Origin of the sequence: Arthrobacter sp. NPDC090010, assembly GCF_044748305.1 — a bacterium.
GTDB lineage: Bacteria > Actinomycetota > Actinomycetes > Actinomycetales > Micrococcaceae > Arthrobacter_E.
In genome coordinates, this window is sequence record NZ_JBIVFT010000010.1 from 55,295 (window position 1) to 70,606 (window position 15,312).

General features: G+C 66.4%; 13 protein-coding genes. 5 read left to right on the top strand and 8 right to left on the bottom strand.

Annotated elements, in window-relative coordinates; translation table 11 throughout:
- Position 1 precedes the first annotated feature (1 nt).
- A complete protein-coding gene (locus tag ACIPXZ_RS14460; protein ID WP_400595507.1) occupies positions 2-1,438 on the bottom strand; it encodes an MFS transporter in 1,437 nt (478 codons plus the stop codon).
- A gap of 325 nt (positions 1,439-1,763) precedes the next feature.
- Between ACIPXZ_RS14460 and ACIPXZ_RS14465 the strand changes: the two genes are divergently transcribed.
- Positions 1,764-3,077: an MFS transporter gene (locus tag ACIPXZ_RS14465; protein ID WP_400595509.1), complete on the top strand. Its 1,314-nt coding sequence runs from the start codon at positions 1,764-1,766 to the stop codon at positions 3,075-3,077.
- 409 nt (positions 3,078-3,486) lie between these two features.
- On the opposite strand, the gene tgt is transcribed toward ACIPXZ_RS14465, so the two are convergent.
- The 3 genes from tgt to ACIPXZ_RS14480 form a co-directional block, all read right to left on the bottom strand.
- Entirely contained in the window at positions 3,487-4,653 is a 1,167-nt protein-coding gene (gene tgt / locus ACIPXZ_RS14470; protein ID WP_400595695.1) for a tRNA guanosine(34) transglycosylase Tgt, read from the bottom strand.
- 204 nt (positions 4,654-4,857) lie between these two features.
- A complete protein-coding gene (locus tag ACIPXZ_RS14475; protein WP_400595511.1) occupies positions 4,858-5,871 on the bottom strand; it encodes a DUF6707 family protein in 1,014 nt (337 codons plus the stop codon).
- A gap of 87 nt (positions 5,872-5,958) precedes the next feature.
- Complete coding sequence (locus tag ACIPXZ_RS14480; protein ID WP_400595513.1) at positions 5,959-6,939, bottom strand: LysR family transcriptional regulator; 981 nt, start codon at positions 6,937-6,939, stop codon at positions 5,959-5,961.
- A gap of 174 nt (positions 6,940-7,113) precedes the next feature.
- Here ACIPXZ_RS14480 and ACIPXZ_RS14485 point away from each other — a divergent pair, with 174 nt between their 5' ends.
- Both ACIPXZ_RS14485 and ACIPXZ_RS14490 read left to right on the top strand, forming a co-directional pair.
- Positions 7,114-8,598 (top strand): aminopeptidase P family protein, encoded by a 1,485-nt coding sequence (locus tag ACIPXZ_RS14485; protein WP_400595697.1) that lies wholly within the window; start codon positions 7,114-7,116, stop codon positions 8,596-8,598.
- 68 nt (positions 8,599-8,666) lie between these two features.
- A complete protein-coding gene (locus tag ACIPXZ_RS14490; protein WP_400595515.1) occupies positions 8,667-9,617 on the top strand; it encodes a trypsin-like serine peptidase in 951 nt (316 codons plus the stop codon).
- A gap of 13 nt (positions 9,618-9,630) precedes the next feature.
- Here ACIPXZ_RS14490 and ACIPXZ_RS14495 read toward each other — a convergent pair whose 3' ends face one another.
- The 4 genes from ACIPXZ_RS14495 to ACIPXZ_RS14510 form a co-directional block, all read right to left on the bottom strand.
- Positions 9,631-10,173: a DUF4916 domain-containing protein gene (locus ACIPXZ_RS14495; protein ID WP_400595517.1), complete on the bottom strand. Its 543-nt coding sequence runs from the start codon at positions 10,171-10,173 to the stop codon at positions 9,631-9,633.
- Positions 10,174-10,213: 40 nt separating this feature from the next.
- Positions 10,214-10,726, bottom strand: a complete 513-nt coding sequence (locus ACIPXZ_RS14500) for a VOC family protein (protein ID WP_400595519.1) — start codon at positions 10,724-10,726, stop codon at positions 10,214-10,216.
- 131 nt (positions 10,727-10,857) lie between these two features.
- Positions 10,858-11,454 (bottom strand): TetR/AcrR family transcriptional regulator, encoded by a 597-nt coding sequence (locus ACIPXZ_RS14505; protein ID WP_400595521.1) that lies wholly within the window; start codon positions 11,452-11,454, stop codon positions 10,858-10,860.
- A 67-nt stretch (positions 11,455-11,521) separates the two neighbouring features.
- Entirely contained in the window at positions 11,522-13,582 is a 2,061-nt protein-coding gene (locus tag ACIPXZ_RS14510; protein ID WP_400595523.1) for an MDR family MFS transporter, read from the bottom strand.
- A 152-nt stretch (positions 13,583-13,734) separates the two neighbouring features.
- Here ACIPXZ_RS14510 and ACIPXZ_RS14515 point away from each other — a divergent pair, with 152 nt between their 5' ends.
- Together ACIPXZ_RS14515 and ACIPXZ_RS14520 are read left to right on the top strand one after the other, a co-directional pair.
- Positions 13,735-14,559, top strand: a complete 825-nt coding sequence (locus tag ACIPXZ_RS14515; RefSeq protein WP_400595525.1) for a helix-turn-helix domain-containing protein — start codon at positions 13,735-13,737, stop codon at positions 14,557-14,559.
- Positions 14,560-14,588: 29 nt separating this feature from the next.
- The gene (locus ACIPXZ_RS14520) at positions 14,589-15,263 is read left to right on the top strand and encodes a phosphatase PAP2 family protein (protein WP_400595527.1); all 675 of its coding nucleotides are present in this window, start codon (positions 14,589-14,591) and stop codon (positions 15,261-15,263) included.
- Positions 15,264-15,312 lie beyond the last annotated feature (49 nt).

Below are 15,312 nucleotides of genomic sequence, written 5' to 3' on the forward strand. Positions count from 1 at the left end.
ATCAGCCTCTTTCGTTCTGAAGGGGTGGTTCGGTGGACAGCAGGGCCGTGTCCGGACCGGAGCTGACAGGTTCCGGAGGAGCGGCCGGTCCGCCGGGCGCGGAGTCGATCTCCTCCAAGGAGCGGCCGCTGGTGGAGACGCCGAAGACCAGGACCACCACGGCGGCCGCCCCGAGGACGGACATCACCATCACGAAGACGCCGCCGAAGCCCAGCGACGGATAGGCGGCTCCGATCAGGATCGGTGCGGTGATACCGCCGATCCGGCCGAATGCCGAGGCGCTGCCCATGCCGGTGGCCCGCAAGCGGGTGCCGTAGACCTCCGGCGTGTAGGCGTAGAGGCCGGCGTAGCAACCGTTCATGAAGAAGGAGAGCATCGAACCGAATGCCAGCACCGCCCCTTCGGAGGACGACTGTGAGAGCAGGAACGCGGAGACCGTACCGCCGATGAGGTAGGCGGCGATCGTGATGCGGCGGCTCAGCCGCTCGTTGAGATAGGCGGCGCTGTAGTAGCCGGGGACCTGGGCGAGGGTGATGATCAGCGAATACGTGAAACTCGTGGTGATGTTCATCCCGCGGGCGACCAGCAGGGACGGAATCCAGGTGAAGAAGCCGTAGAAGGAGAACGTCACCGACAGCCAGAGCAGCCAGATCACCGCGGTGCGGCGGGCGTTGCCGTGCCGCCAGAGATCGAGGTGCTGGAACAGCGGCGGTGCCTTGACCGCCGTCGACGTCGCCGCGTCGGAGGGGCGTGCCTTCGTCGGTACGAGCCGGCCCGCTTCGAGCCCGCGCACGATCTCTTCGGCCTCTGCTTCACGCCCGCGTGTCAGCAGCCAGCGGGGGGACTCGGGGAGAACCCGGCGCCACCAGATGAGCATGACCACCGGAAGGGCTGTGATGAGCTGGGCGATGCGCCAGCCTTCGTGGACGTTCACCACGACGGTGGTTCCGATGATGGCCGCGGCCACATAGCCCAGGGCGAAGAAGCCCGCGACGGCGCCGACGAAGAACCCGCGGCGTTTCTTCGGGATGAACTCCGCGATGAAGGTCGGCACGATCGCGCCTTCGGCGCCCAGCCCGATACCGGCGATGACGCGCATGACGAAGAAGAACTGCCAATCCTGGGAGAAGGCCGCCACGATGGTGGCGCAGGTGTAGACCAGAAGCGCGTACATCATGACCTTGCGGCGTCCGATCCGGTCTCCGAGCACGCCCGCTGAGATGGCGCCGATGAGGATGCCGATCAGGAGCGAACTGCCGATCAGGCCCGTCTGGGCGCCGTCCAGATGCCACAGCGGCTTGATGATCGGCATGAGATAGGAGATGAGAGAACCGTCCATCGCATCGAAGAGCAGTCCGAGCCCTCCGATGACGGCCAATTGGATATGAGGTTTCTTGACCGGCATGTTGTCCATGCGCTCGAGGAGTGACCGCGTCATTGCCATCACGGACCTTTCTTCTGAAGGAAGGGGGAAAGGGATACCTCGCGAGTACTTTGGTATACAGATTCTCATTGTTTGTGTGCAATGTCACGTTGTTCTTGGGAGAATTTCCGAGCGATCTTCCAAGAAATCCCCCGATTTTCGGACAAGGGGCACGGGGGAGGCCTCAAGAGGTATCGCTTTTTGGGATACCGAAAGCGGCACAGGCGAGCCCGATGAGCGCGTGAACAGTATGACCAATACCGCAGGCGCGCCACCTCGCGGCGGTATCGTGGCGCGGGCTGCGGCGCATCGGCGCGTGGCAGCGGAAAGGTGCAGAGCAATGTCAGGGACCCGAGTCTCCGCCCCGGAACGGAACCCCGCCATGGGGCGTGCCGTGGCGAACATCCTGAAGGGTTCGGCAGGCAACCTCATCGAGTGGTTCGACCTCTATGTCTATGCCTCCTTCTCCTCCTACTTCGCCACCTCGTTCTTCAGCTCGAAGGACCCTGTCCAGGCCCAGATCGACGCTTATCTGACCTTCGCCCTGACGTTCCTCATGCGACCCGTGGGCTCGTGGTTCTTCGGGCGTTACGCCGACCGCAAGGGCCGTCGTGCGGCGCTGACCCTCAGCGTCAGCCTGATGGGTCTGGGTTCCCTGATCGTGGCCGTCCTGCCGACGGTGGCCCAGATCGGCGCCGCGGCGACCATCATCATGTACGCCTCGCGCCTCCTCCAGGGCTTCTCGGTCGGCGGGGAGTACGGCACCAGCGCCACCTACATGAGCGAGGCCGCCGTGAGTGGCAAACGGGGGTTTTTCTCCAGCTTCCAGTACGTCACGCTGGTGGGCGGCCAGGTCCTGGCGCTCCTGACGCTCGTCATCCTGCAGCAGACGCTCGGTGAGGACGCCCTGAAGGAATGGGGCTGGCGGATCCCGTTCTTCATCGGCGCGGTCGCGGCGCTCCTCGTCCTGTGGCTGAGGCGGACCATGGACGAGACCATCACGAGTGAACAGCGTCAGGCCACCCGGGCCGAGGGCGCGCAGCCGGGCACGCTCAAGCTGCTCTTCACCAAGCACTGGAAGCAATTCCTGGTGGTCGTGTTCTTCACGATGGGAGGCACCTGTGCCTTCTACCTGTACACCACGTACATCCTGAGCTACATGAACAACGTCTCGCATATCCCGAAGGCGCAGACCTCGGTCATCAACTTCTGGGCGCTGCTGCTGTTCATGCTCATCCAGCCGCTTTTCGGACTGCTCTCAGACCGGGTGGGACGCCGGACGCTGCTGATCGTCTTCGGTGTTCTGGGCACCTTGCTGACCTGGCCGATCATGTCCACCCTGGCGACCGTCAAGGACCCGTTCCTGGCCTTCCTGCTCATGTTCGCGGCGCTGCTGATCGTGGTCAACTACACCTCGGTCAACGCGATCATGAAGGCCGAGCTGTTCCCGTCCTCGATCCGGGCCCTCGGCGTCGGTCTCGGTTACGCCGTGGCGAACTCGCTGTTCGGCGGCACCACTCCGCTCATCGGCGAGTGGCTCTCCGCCCAGGGGCACAAGGAGTGGCTTTTCACCTACGTGACCATCACCATCGCCCTGTCGCTGGTGGTGTATATCTTCTTCCTGCCGAAGGACCGGCCGGAGGACCTCGACTAGCGCTGCTTCCCCCCGCAGCGTTTGACGACGACGGCGTGCGGCGCCCAGCTGAGCGGATCATCCGATCCAACGGCAGCTGGGTGTCCGTGCGCCGTCGTCGTATCCGGGGCGCAGTCCTCTGACACCCTCGCGAGTAGGCACTTGTTCACAGTGTGGGGGAGCTTCATTGTGAACAAGTGCCTACTCGGGGAGCGGAGAGGACCTTTCAGCGGTGCGGCGGAGGTGGCGGACCACGGCTCGCCGACAGACCATGCGAGCGCGAACCACAGCAGACAGGTCACCAGCAGTGCAGCCGCGAGACCGAGGACCATCCGCCCGGATCGCATCGACAGGTGTTCACGTACCTCCTCGCGCTCATCTTCGCACCGCTAGGGTCCGTCCTGCTCCGCGAACGAGGGAGAGCGGATGCTCAGACCGAGTAGTACCGCCCCAGGGTCTCTTCCTTGTACGCACGGAAGTCGCCGGACTCCATGGCCAGGCGGGCGTCGTCCACGAGTTTGACGATGAAACGTTCGTTGTGGATCGAGACCAGGGTGGAGGCCACCATCTCCTTGGCCTTGAAGAGGTGATGGATGTAGGCCCGGGTGTAGTTGGCGCAGGCGTAGCAATCACAGCCCTCGAAGAGCGGGCCGAAATCGGTCTTGTACTTGCGCCCGGTGAGGTTGAAGCGGCCGTCCGGGGTGTAGAAGGCGGAGTTCCGGGCGACGCGCGTCGGGGAGACGCAGTCGAAGGTGTCCGCTCCGTTCTCGATGGCCGTGAAGATGTCGTCCGGTTCGGAGATCCCGAGCAGGTGGCGGGGCTTGTCCTCCGGCAGCTCCTCGGCGCACCAGCCGACGATCGTCCCCAGGTTCTCCTTCTCCAGCGCACCGCCCAGCCCGAAGCCGTCGAAGTTCATGGCGCCCAGGTCCTGGCAGGCCTTGCGGCGCAGGTCTTCGTAGTGGGCGCCCTGGATCACGCCGAAGAGGGCCTGATACGGCTTGCCGACGCGTTCGTCCGTGAGCCGGAAATGCTCCGTGACGCAGCGTTCCGCCCAGCGGCGAGTGCGCTCCAATGACTCCTCCTGATAGGCGCGGGAGTTCTGGAGCGTGGTCAGCTCGTCGAAGGCGAACATGATGTCGGCCCCGATCTGATGCTGCACCTGCATGGAGATCTCGGGGGTGAAACGGTGCTTGTCCCCGTTGAGGTGGCTTTTGAACCAGACGCCGTCCTCGTCCACATGGGCCAGGCGCTCCTTGCCGGGGGCGACCGCGTCGTCGGGGCCGGAGGTGTCCACCACGTCCATGTTGATGACCTTCTTGAATCCCGAACCCAGACTCATGACCTGGAAGCCGCCGGAGTCGGTGAAGGTCGGGCCCTGCCAGTTCATGAACCGGCCCAGCCCGCCCGCAGCGTCGAGGATCTCCGGCCCGGGCTGTAGGTACAGGTGATAGGCGTTGGAGAGGAGGGCCTGGGCGCCAAGCTCCTTCATCGACTCGGGCAGCACGGCTTTGACCGTGGCTTTGGTGCCGACGGCGATGAACGCCGGGGTCTGGATCTCACCGTGCGGCGTCCGGATGATTCCGGTGCGGCCGTGCATCCCGGGCTCGGAGTCGTCCAGGCGGGTCCCGACGCTGAAGCCGAAATCCTCCTGACGGGCGGGCGCGGCCGAAGAGGGCACGGCAGAGTCGATCACGGGTTCGTTGGTGGAAGGCACTCGGCCATTCTGCCAAAGGCTGCTCTTCTGCCAAAGCCGGCCGATCCGCCGGAGACCGGCGGAACGGCCGGCCGCGGACGGTCCGGCTCAGCCGCGGATGAGGTCCACTTCCAGGCGCACGCGCCGCTCGACCTCGTCCGGTGCCAGGGTCTGGGAACCACCGTGTGCCATGAGATGCAGCAACGACTCCAGCCGCAGGATGCGCCACTCACGTTCCGCCTCGTGATGTCCGCCGTCCATGGCCCGGAAGACCTCTTTGTCGTAGAGATTCGGTTCGTTGAGACGGCGCTGCCGGATCTTGGCCTCCAGCCGGGACCGGAACGGGTCAAGGTTCTGCCCTTCGGGCGCCTTCATCAGCACGCGGTACGCCTCGGCACGGTCCCGCTCGCCGAGCTCCTCAGCGACGAAACTGGACAGGGCGAGGCTTGCCTCGGTGTGGGTCCATCGGGCCGGATTCCCGTCGAAGGGCAGGACATTGAGCAGGTCGGCCACCGCCAGGGACGCCTCGCGATCCTGGTGCTCCAGGAACAGGTCTTGCGCGAAGGCCCGGAGATCGGCCAGGCAGCTGCCGGACTTCACGTTGATGCCCTTGACCAGTCGGTCCGCCAGATTCTGCAAGCCGCCTCGCCCGGGGTACCCCTGTGCGATGTCCTGAACAAGTTGTTCCGGTGTGCCATCCATCTCGGGAATGCTCTCCCGGGCGCTCCGCACCGCGGAGTCCTCCTCCGGGAGCGGTGGCTGCACAGGAAGGGAAGGGAGCGAGCCCGACGTCGGCTCCTCGGTCTGCTCCTGAGCCTTGAGGTGCGTCGCGACGTCGTCCTCGGAGCCGGTCACGTGACCGTTGCCGCCCGCCGCCTCGGTCTCAGCCGAAGGCAGCACGTGTGAGGACCCGACCACGCGCACGGTGGCCGTGAGGGCCACCCGAAGGTGGCCGCCGTCGTCGAACTCAAGACGATTCGCCAGCGGATTGCCGAGATCATCCTCTTCGGCCTTCACCGTGCCCACCACGGGGCTGAGGGAACCATCCGGCAGAACCAGCCGGACTCCCTTGGTGATCAGGCTGGCCGCGAGTTCGACCTGCAGCGCTTCGCTTCGTTCCATGAGTGGGTTACCTCCCGGTGTCCGGTGCAGCTCGCAGCACAGTCTACAAAGCGCAGCTGACAATTCCAGGCGGGAGCGGATCCACGCTCAGGGCTGGAAGACCTGATCGAGCTGACGGACCCACGGATCGCTCAGCCGGTGACGTCGCCACCAGGCTGCGTAGCTTTTCGACTCACGGGCCTGAGCCGAGTAACTGTCCACGGTGACCCGGTGACATTGTTCGACGGTCGCCCACTGCGCACGGTCACGGTGCCAGGCCAGGACCAGCCGCAGCCTCACAGGCACCCCGCGCAGAGGCCTCGTGACCAGGCCCGGAAGCTCCGTGGAGGCGGGATCGACCAGCTGGACCGCCCGCCCGGCACTGATCAATCCACGTCCACCGCCCTGCGGGAACATGAAACGGACCCGTGGTTCGAACCCCGCGGCTCCGCAGACCGCGCGCAGTTCCGCCAGCGAGCCGTCGTCCGCCCCGGGCGGCCCGATCCAGAACTCGGCGGCGAGATCCCGTAAGTCGATCTCCTCCTCGGACGCCAGCGGGTGGTCCGCCGCGAGCGCGACGAACACCGGGAGCGTCGCGAACACCACCCTGGTGCTCAGCTCAGGCGGAAGCTCGGCAGCCGAGTCGTCGGAGAGCATGACCACGGACAGATCGTGGAAACGATGAGAGAACGCCTGGGCAAGTGCCGCCGTCGAAGAGTCGACGGAGAACAGCGGATCCAGCCCGGACAGGCGGTCGTCCAGACCGCACAGCAAACGTTCGGTGCAGGCCATCCGGGACACCCCGACGCGGAGCCGGCTTCCCGCGGTGCTCCGGCCCAGTTCCGATTCCAGCAGATCGAACTCGGCCAGCGCGACCAGGGCTCGCCGGAGCAACTGCTCGCCGGACGCGGTCGGTGCCACCCCCGTGTGATCGCGGACGAAGAGCCTGCTTCCTACGCGTGCCTCGATCCGCTGCAACAGCGAGGTCAGGGAGGGCTGCGACATGCCCAGCTCGGCCGCGGCCCTCGAAAGAGAGCCGGCCGAGGCGATAGCCCGCAGGGCGCGCAGATGACGTATTTCGAGGCCCACGAGGCAAGGCTACTCGCGGAGTCAAGGGTACGTGGATATAGCACCGGTCAATACCCCCGTGCCATAGGCGCGGTCATCGAGGGCTTGCCAGACTCGTGCCACCAGCCCGGGCGGCATTCGGCCCGGACCGCCAATCGGCTCCCGGATGCCGGGAGGAAGAAGGAACACGTGACCATGTCAACCGTCCGGCCGCCGTCCCCGCGTTCGATGCCGAGCCCTGCCCCGAATGGCTCACACTCCGGCAGCGCGGGCCTTGCGCTCGCGGGGCCCTCAGTACCCCGGCCCGCCGACGCTGAAGGCTTCCGCTCTTTCATCGCCACGGGCTGGGGTTCCCCTGAGCGGCCGGTCAGAACGGCGCCGGGCACCGGGGTGGCCGCCATGCTGCACCGTGAACGGCTGAGCGAGCACTTCCCGGGCCGGCCGCTGCTCATCTCCGCAGGCAGTGCGCCATTGAGATCCGGCGACTGCTTCTACGAGTTCCGTCCGGACAGCGCCTTCGTGTGGTTGACCGGGTGCCAGACCGAGAACGCTGTGCTCGTCATGAGCCCCAGCGGGACGGGTCACGACTCCGTGCTCTACATCCCGGAACCCTTCGGCCCCGGGGACAGGGGTTTCTTCGAGGACACGGAACACGGGGAACTGTGGGCCGGCCCGGTCCCCGGTCTCGCGGAATGGGAGGCCGCGCTGCAGATCACCGTCCGGCCGTTGTCCCGCCTGGGTGAAGCGGTCGACGCCGTAGTGCCTGCCTTGCGTGCCGGGCACCACGAGGCTCCGGCCGCACTGCGAGGCATGGAACGGTCCGCCGAACTGGACCGGGTTCTCGCCGAACTCCGGCTGGTCAAGGACGCGTGGGAGATCGGCCAGCTCCGGGAGGCCGTCAATGCCACCGTCGAAGGCTTCGCCCAGGTGATACGCGAAGTCCCGCGCAGTCTGACGGCCGGTGGCGAGAGATGGCTCCAGGGAACCTTCGATCGCGCGGCGCGCACGCTCGGGAACGGGCCCGGCTACGCCACGATCGTCGGTTGCGGCGGACACGCACCCACGCTCCACTGGAGCAAGGCCGACGGTGCGGTCACCGCGGACGAGCTGCTGCTCCTGGACATGGGTGTGGAACTCCGTTCGCTGTACACCGCCGACGTCACCCGGACCTTTCCGGTGTCAGGCACCTTCAGCCCCGAGCAGCGGAGGGTGTACGAACTGGTGGAGAAGGCTCACCGGGCGGCGCTGGCCGCCGTCGGCCCCGGCAAACGGTTCTCCGACTTCTACACGGCGAGTCTGGAAGTCATCGCGCAGGGCCTGCATGACTGGGATCTGCTTCCAGTCTCCGTGGACGAAGCACTGTCTCCGGGCGGCCAGCAGCATCGGCGCTGGATCGTCTGCGGAGTCGGCCATCATCTCGGGCTCGATGTGCACGACTGCGCCGGAGCGAGCTATGCGGCCTATCAGGCGGGCACGCTCGAACCGGGCAACGTCCTGGCCGTGGAACCCGGCCTCTATTTCCACTCGCACGATCTGACCGTCCCCGACGAACTGAGGGGCATCGGCATTCGTATCGAGGACAACGTACTGGTCACGGGCGCGGGGCACGAGGTGCTCTCCGACGCCCTCCCGAGCACGGCCGACGGCATCGAGCGCTGGATGGCCGCAGTCCTGGGGTGAGCAGTCCGAAGAAAGAAATCGAATGACAGGAAAACGCCGGGAGACCGGCTCTGAACACAGGAGATTCGATGAACAGCACCCTCAAGAACAAGAACACCGGTGCAGGCCACAGCACCGTGAGGAGCCGAACCGCACGGAAGAAGGGCCTGGCCGCCGCCGTCGCCGGTCTCGTGTGCCTGGGCGCCACGCTGGCGATCGCACCGCCGGCCAGCGCCTCGGACGATCCCTACGGCATGCTCGTGGATGGCTACCGGCCGTCCGATCAATCGGTGGCACCGTTCGCCTGGGCCGGCAAGCTCAAGGCGACGAGCGACGGCACGCTGATGGAGTCGTGCAGCGCCACCCTGGTGGGTCCGCACACGATCATCACGGACGCGCACTGCTTGCCTGACCCTGATTACACCTACACCTTCTATCTGCAGTACAACAACGGATCGTCGGGAGACTTCGCCAGCTGCAATGTCGCGGGGACCAGTACGCTCGCGCCGTATTACATCAACCCGAAGTACAACGCGAGCTCCGACGGCGACGTCTCCTATGACTGGGCCATCGCGAACCTCGGATCGTGCAATCTCGCGCCGCTCGGCCCGGGCAAGTACCCGGCGGTGCGGGACAAGTCCTTCACCCCGTCCAGCTACATCAACATGGGCTACCCCTACGTCGACATGGACACCAGCTCGAAGTGGAACTCCATCCGTTCCCACAACGGTGACCCTCTGCGTTCCACGGCCGAACGGACGGCGCTGAGCAACGGCGAATTGCTGCAGACCTGCGGTTTCGTGTCCAGCTCCGGCACCCGTCCCGCGGACAAGTGGCAGTCCCAGCCGGCCGTGGGGATTCCGTGCCGTCTGGGCAGCGGATCCAGCGGTGGCGGCTGGCTGGCCGAGGACAGCAACTCGTCCTCCGGATGGGCCTTGGTGGGCGTGAACGGTTTCGACAACAACGACGCGCCCGGCATCCAGTACACGGGCTACTGGGACCAGAGTTTCCTGACCACCGTGAACTCCTACCTGAGCTGACGGTCGGGCAAGGCTAGAAGGAACCGACCCCCGCGTAGGCCAGCGCCTGCCGCACGAGGTGGCCGCGACCGCCGTCGAACTCCTGCTGGACTTCTGGACTCAGCATCTCCTCCGGTGACATCCAGGTCAGTTCCAGCGCGTCCTGTCGAGGGCTGCACTCGCCCGTGACCGGGACGAGGTACACGAGGGAGACGGCGTGCTGGCGGTCGTCCGTGAAGCCGGTCTGGGAAGGGGCCGGGAAGTACTCGGCCACCGTGAAGGGCACGGGGCTCGGCGGCAGCAGCGGCAGCGCCAGATTGCCGAGGTCCTTCTCCAGATGCCGCAGCAGTGCAGCCCTGATGGTCTCCCGGTACAGGACCCGTCCGGAGACCAGGGACCGCGCCATATTGCCCTCGGCATCGCCTTGCAGCAGCGTCCCCACCTCGATCACCAAGCCGAGGGGGTCCAGACGCACGGGAACCGCCTCCACATACACCATGGGGAGGCGGTTCCTCGCTTCGTACAGGTCCTCATCGGACAGCCAGCCGGGGTAGGGGTCCGGTGTGCGCACGCTCATGAACCCATTATCACCGCCCGGGCGCCCCAATCCGGGCAGCTCAGCCGGAGAAGCTCGCGGCCCACTCGTCGACGCGCCGCTTCGCCTCCTCCACGGAGAGGTCCTCGATGCGGGTCATGACGGCCCAGCGGACGCCGAAGGGGTCGAGGATCGAGGCGTAGCGGTCGCCCGAGACGAAGTTCGCGGGGGCCTCCCGGATGGTGGCGCCGGCGGCCTCGGCACGCGCCGTGACGGCGTCCACATCGGTGACGTAGAGGGCCAGGGACATGCTGATGCCGCCCGCTTGCGGGGCGACGAGCCCGTACTCGGGCAGCGGATCCCCGACGGTGATGCTTCCGGAGCTGAAGCGCAGCTCGGCCTCGCCGATCATCTCGCCCATGCGGGTGTCGGAGACGACGACGGCGCCGAAGACATCGCGGTAGAACTCCAATGCCTTGGCGGCGGGGGAGACCACGACGTGAGGGGTGATGGAGGTGCGGCCGTGGGGCAGGCCGTCCGTGGTGTACTGCCCGGTGACGGCGGTGGTGTTCTGCTGTTCTGGTGTCTCAGTCATGACACCATGATGACGCGCGCCCGGGCGGCGGGTCTTGAACAAATCGGCCAGTGCCAGTGCCAGTGCCAGTGCCAGTGCCGGTTTCGGCGCTGGTGCGCCTGTCGGAGCACGAGCCTCGCCGGACGGCGGACTCAGTGCCCCTGTGCGACCTCGGCCAGGACTCTCACCATGGCCTGAAGATCCTCCGCCGAGGGACGGTCTTCGATGCCTGCGTGGCTGCTGTCCGAGTGCAGGAACAGCGCTGCGAACACGAGCGAAGTGGCGGCACGGGCCCGGAGGGGAGTGGTCTTCTCCTCTGCCAGCGAGATGATCTCCGCCCGGAGCCCTGACATCCAGTGGTGCACTGCCGCCATGAGCTCCGGTTCGTTGTCCACGAGCTTCTTCAGCCGGGGCACACTGTCCGGCCCGGTGGACAGGCTTCCAATGAGCACGCACAGATCGCTGATGATCGGTCCCCGGCTTTCGAGGAACAGCTCGGTACGCGACTCGGAGAGCGGCGTGTTCGGCAGGCCGAGCGAGGCTGCCGCCTTGGACGGGAAATAGTTGAAGAAGGTGCGTTCCGAGATGCCCGCGCGGGCGCAGATGTCCGCGATGGTCACCTGGGCGAGCCCCTCTTCGAGGACCAATTCCTGGGCGGCGTTGTGAATCGCTTGGCGGGTCTGTTGCTTTTTCCGCTCGCGCAAGGAGGGCGCGGGAGGGGTGGCCGGTGAGGCCGGAACGCTGTTCATGGGTCTTCCTCCGGTCTGCCCGCTGCCGGCCCGGTGAGAGGCCGGCAGCGGTTCAGTCCTGTGCTGCTCAGGCTTCGGCGGCCTGGGCGGCGTTGTTCTTGTCCGCCTGCTCCTGCAGAGCCGAGCGCTGACGCAGCGGCGGCACCTTGAAGAACCAGCTCAGAATGAAGGCAACCACGATCACGCCGAGACCCACCCAGTAGATGCTCACAGCCGAGTTGTTGAACCCGGTCATGAACTGGCGGGTCAGCCGCGGATCGGCACCCTTGAGGTACGAGGTGTCCGATGTCGAGGCGCTGCTGCCGCTGTCCTGCGACTTCTGCTCCTTCAGCTTCTCCACCATGGTCGGTACGAGCTTGTCGACGACGGCGGAACGCTGGCTCTCATTGGAGTAGTCGATGCTCAGTTTACCGTTCACCACGGAGGCGTTGGCCTTCTGGGACGCGGCCTCCAGTGCCTTCTGTTCGGCCGTCGGCTTGGCCGCGGCGACCTGCTGCTCGATGATGGCCGGGGCCATCTCGGCGGGCAACTGGCCTGCGGTGACCTTCGCCTGGACCGCTGCCGTGACCTGCTGGGTCACGGCGTCGTCGGCGGCCTTCTTGGCCGCGGCGGTGCCCTGGTCCAGACCCTTCTGGATCTCGTCCTTGACCGGCCCCACGATCGGGTTCCACAGCTGGTCCATCACGCCCTTGTTGGACGGGTTGGTGGCCACGGAGGGCGTGAGTGCCGCATCCAGGGAGGTCCGCAGGTCGTTCTCGTTCTGCATGGCCGTGGTGATGTTGTTCGGCATCACGGCGAACAGGACGGAGAGCAGCACGGCGGTTCCCAAGGTGCCGCCGATCTGGCGGAAGAACGTGGAGGAGCTGGTGGCCACACCCATGTCACGCGGCTCCACCGAGTTCTGCGAGGCCAGGGTCAGCGTCTGCATGAGCTGGCCGAGGCCGAGACCGATCAGGAACATGCCGATCATCAGGAACCACAGCGGTTTGTCGATGGTCATGAAGGTCAGGACCACGTAGCCGCAGGCCGTGAAGAAGGTGCCCGTGATCGGGAAGATCCGGTAGCGGCCCGTCCGGGCGATCAGCTGGCCGGAGATGATGGAGGCGAGCATGAGGCCCGCGACCATGGGCAGCGTGGCGAAGCCGGACTCGGTCGGGGACAGCCCCGTGACGAGCTGGAGGTAGAGCGGCAGGGTCAGCATGGCGCCGAACATCGCGAAGCCCACCAGGAAGCCCAGGATGGTCGCCATGGAGAACGTCCCGGACTGGAAGAGCCGCAGCGGGATGATCGCGTCCTTGCCCATGCGGTTCTCGATGATGATGAATGCGATCAGGCCGACGACGCCGATCACGTAGCAGGTGATCGAACCTGCGGAGCCCCAGCCCCATTCGCGGCCCTGCTCGGCCACCAGCAGCAGCGGGACCAGGGTTGCGACCACGGCTGTGGCGCCCCACCAGTCGATGCGCACCTTGCCGTGCTCGTGGAACTTGGGCAGGTGCAGGAATGCGAGGACCATGGCGAGGGCCACCAGGCCGATCGGCACGTTGATCAGGAACACCCAGCGCCAGCCCGGGATCCAGAGGATCTCACTCGCGTCGGCGAAGACGCCGCCGATGAGCGGGCCCACCACGGAGGACACGGCGAAGACGGCCAGGAAGTAACCCTGGTACTTGGCGCGCTCACGGGGAGCGAGGATGTCACCCATGATGGCCAGCGGGATGGACATGAGGGCGCCGGCGCCGATGCCCTGGAAGCCTCGGAAGGCGGCCAGCATGATCATGGAGGTGGAGAAGGACGAAAGCAGGGATCCGAGGAGGAAGACGCCGAGTCCGAAGAGGTAGAGCGGCCGGCGTCCGAAGATGTCGGAGAGCTTGCCGTAGATCGGGGTCGCGATGGTGGAGGTGATCAGGTAGGCCGTGGTGACCCACGCCTGCTGATCCAGCCCGTGCAGGTCGTCGCCGATGGTACGGATGGCCGTGCCGACGATCGTCTGATCCAGGGAGGACAGGAACATGCCCGCCATCAGGGCGTAGATGACCAACAGGATCTGCCGGTGGGTCATGATGGGCGAGCCGGAATCCGATGGTGGATTCCCGGCCGTGGCCGTACTCGTGGTACTGGTGCTCATGGAGTGACAGGACTTTCCGTGCGTGATGGTTCGGGGAGTGCTGTGCCGCAACAAGCGGCGAGAAATTTGCAGACTCTGCAAGATTACAGAGCCTGCAACAATTATGGCAAGCAAGTTGCTTGTGACAACTAACACTCAATGGGAGGGAATGGATGGGCGTCGTCTCCAAAGGACATCTGAACCCCGGCTCCGCCGGAGTGCGCATGGAACGTTTCGCCCTGGCCGCCCCGGGAGAAGCGCTCTCCGAGATCGTCCGGCACCTCTGGTTCGTGCGCTGGGAGCTGCCCGCCGGCGTCGTCCGCCCACAACGCGTGCTCAGCTATCCCGCCTCGAATCTGGTGATCGGGCCCGAAGGGGCCATCGTCTCCGGGCTCGGCACCGCCGTCGCCGTCCAGGAGCTGCGCGGCCGGTCCTGGGTCCTCGGGGCGTTGTTGCGGCCCGGGGCCACGCGGCTCTTCAGCGTCGAAACCCCTGCCCGGCTCGTGGGGCGGCAACTGCCGCTCACGCAGGTCCCCGTAGGCGACATTGCGCGGGCCGTCGACGACGGCGGCGATCCGGAGCGGCTCAGGGAGATCGTCAGTGCCTGGCTGGGGCCGTTCACGGAACGTATCGATGAGCGCCTACGGCTGTGCAACAAGGTCTGCCGGATCGCCGAGGAGGACGGTTCTCTGACCCGCGTCGACGAGCTGGCCGAGCGGGTCGACCTGCCCCTCAGAACACTCGACCGTCTGGTCAAGGAGCATGTGGGGGTCACGCCCAAGTGGCTCATCGACTGCCGACGGCTGCAGGAGGCCGCCACGGCGCTCTACGCGGACTCCGCTGTCCACTTGGCCGAACTGGCCGAGCGCCTGGGCTTCGCCGACCAGGCCCACCTGACGCGGGCGTACCGCAAGGTCATCGGCGAGACGCCCGCCCAGACCCGGCTGGCCGGTGAACAGGCCCGGGCGGCGGGCACCGCGCCACCCCGGTTGAGGTGAGCAGGGTGCGCACCGCCTAGGCTGGTCCGATGAGTTCTGTGCGCCCGCCCGCTCCGACGATCCGGACAACGCTCCGTCGCGCCTTGTTCCTGGCCGTTCCGGGTGCCGCGTGGTTCGTACTCATGATGGCCATGTATCAGGGGCACTGGGGCTTCGGGGCGGCCGATCAGCCCGTGCACGACTGGGCCGTCGGGATCCGTACGCCGTTCGCCACGGCGCTGCTCGCGGCACTGACCACGGTCACCGGGCCGACATGGATGACGGCGATCAGTGCCGTGGTGGGGTTCGGCTGGATGCTGTGGCGCCGTGAATGGCGTCGTCCTCTGGTCTTCCTGGCGTCGATGCTCGTGGCCGTGCTCTGTTCAAGCCTCATCAAGCACGAGCTCAGCCGTGCCCGGCCCGATCCGGCCTTCATGGTCCTCGGCCCGGAAGCGAGCCCGGCGTTCCCATCCGGCCACACGCTCGGATCCGCAGTCTTCGCGCTCGTGCTGGCGTATCTGCTCACCGTGCACACCGGCCGTCGTCGCGCCGTCGTCGGCCTTGGGCTCGCCGCGTTGCTGCCGCTGGCTGTGGGGTTCAGCCGCATCTACCTCGGGTACCACTGGCTGACGGACGTGCTCGCCTCGCTGGGTCTGGCCCTCGTGGTGCTCGCCGCGGCGACGGTGGCCGAAGCATGGCTCGATGACTCGCGAAGTAACAGCTGACGCCCTTATCGCGGTGTTTTAGGGGTCTCAGCTGCGCACTCGCGAAACG

Bases quoted from the DNA above. Each gene is read 5' to 3' on its own strand.
- ACIPXZ_RS14500 (WP_400595519.1), bottom strand. From the start codon at position 10,726: ATGACTGAGACACCAGAACAGCAGAACACCACCGCCGTCACCGGGCAG.
- ACIPXZ_RS14460 (WP_400595507.1), bottom strand. From the start codon at position 1,438: ATGACGCGGTCACTCCTCGAGCGCATGGACAACATGCCGGTCAAGAAA.
- ACIPXZ_RS14495 (WP_400595517.1), bottom strand. From the start codon at position 10,173: ATGAGCGTGCGCACACCGGACCCCTACCCCGGCTGGCTGTCCGATGAG.
- ACIPXZ_RS14485 (WP_400595697.1), top strand. From the start codon at position 7,114: ATGTCAACCGTCCGGCCGCCGTCCCCGCGTTCGATGCCGAGCCCTGCC.
- ACIPXZ_RS14505 (WP_400595521.1), bottom strand. From the start codon at position 11,454: ATGAACAGCGTTCCGGCCTCACCGGCCACCCCTCCCGCGCCCTCCTTG.
- tgt (WP_400595695.1), bottom strand. From the start codon at position 4,653: ATGCACGGCCGCACCGGAATCATCCGGACGCCGCACGGTGAGATCCAG.
- ACIPXZ_RS14510 (WP_400595523.1), bottom strand. From the start codon at position 13,582: ATGAGCACCAGTACCACGAGTACGGCCACGGCCGGGAATCCACCATCG.
- ACIPXZ_RS14490 (WP_400595515.1), top strand. From the start codon at position 8,667: ATGAACAGCACCCTCAAGAACAAGAACACCGGTGCAGGCCACAGCACC.
- ACIPXZ_RS14520 (WP_400595527.1), top strand. From the start codon at position 14,589: ATGAGTTCTGTGCGCCCGCCCGCTCCGACGATCCGGACAACGCTCCGT.
- ACIPXZ_RS14475 (WP_400595511.1), bottom strand. From the start codon at position 5,871: ATGGAACGAAGCGAAGCGCTGCAGGTCGAACTCGCGGCCAGCCTGATC.
- ACIPXZ_RS14515 (WP_400595525.1), top strand. From the start codon at position 13,735: ATGGGCGTCGTCTCCAAAGGACATCTGAACCCCGGCTCCGCCGGAGTG.
- ACIPXZ_RS14465 (WP_400595509.1), top strand. From the start codon at position 1,764: ATGTCAGGGACCCGAGTCTCCGCCCCGGAACGGAACCCCGCCATGGGG.